The organism is Corallococcus sp. AB030, from assembly GCF_003668965.1.
Classification (GTDB): Bacteria; Myxococcota; Myxococcia; order Myxococcales; family Myxococcaceae; genus Corallococcus; species Corallococcus exiguus.
Genome location: NZ_RAWQ01000479.1, coordinates 1 through 608 on the forward strand (window position 1 = coordinate 1; position 608 = coordinate 608).

Here is a 608-nt window from a genome sequence, read left to right on the forward strand (position 1 = left end):
GGCGTTCCCTGAGGAGCACGTGCCCGGGGCGCTGGTGGGCGGCAGTCCCGCGGCGGACATGGGCGCGGGAGTGCCTGGCTGGGTCTGGGCGGCCGTCATCGCGGCGGCGGTGATTTTCTTCGTGGGGCGGGCGGTGCTCCCCGACATGTCGGAATCGCCGGGGCGCAATCTCCAGGTGGTGTCGGTGCCTCCGGGCGCGGAGGTGCGCTGGGACGGCAAGTATGTCGGGGTGACGCCGACGACCCTGAAGGTCGCTCCAGGGGAGGACTCGCACCAGTTGGAGCTGCGCTACGTGGGCCACCATCCGTGGTCGACCACCGTGTCGCAGGCGGCGGTGCCGGAGCGCGTGCAGGTGACGCTGGAGCGCCTGCCACCCCCGCCGCCGCCCCCCGAGCCGGTGGTGGACGCACGGGTGCCGGAGCCGCAGAAGGCAGGCACCCGGAAGGGCATGCCGAGCATCAACGCCCAGGGCGAATCGCGCGAGGCCCTGGATTGGATCGTGGGGTCCCCGAGCGCGGGGGCGGAGTACACGCTGGGCTTGGAGTTGCTCCTGGCGGGCAAGCCGGGGCAGGCCAGTGAGAAGTTCGGGACGTGCCTGAGGCTGGTGG

At 72.7% G+C, this 608-nt stretch carries 1 protein-coding gene; it reads left to right on the forward strand.

Features of this window, described 5'->3' with window-relative positions:
• Positions 1-19: 19 nt before the first annotated feature.
• A partial coding sequence (locus D7Y15_RS43695; RefSeq protein WP_148713058.1) for a PEGA domain-containing protein occupies positions 20-608 on the forward strand: 589 nt, incomplete at its 3' end.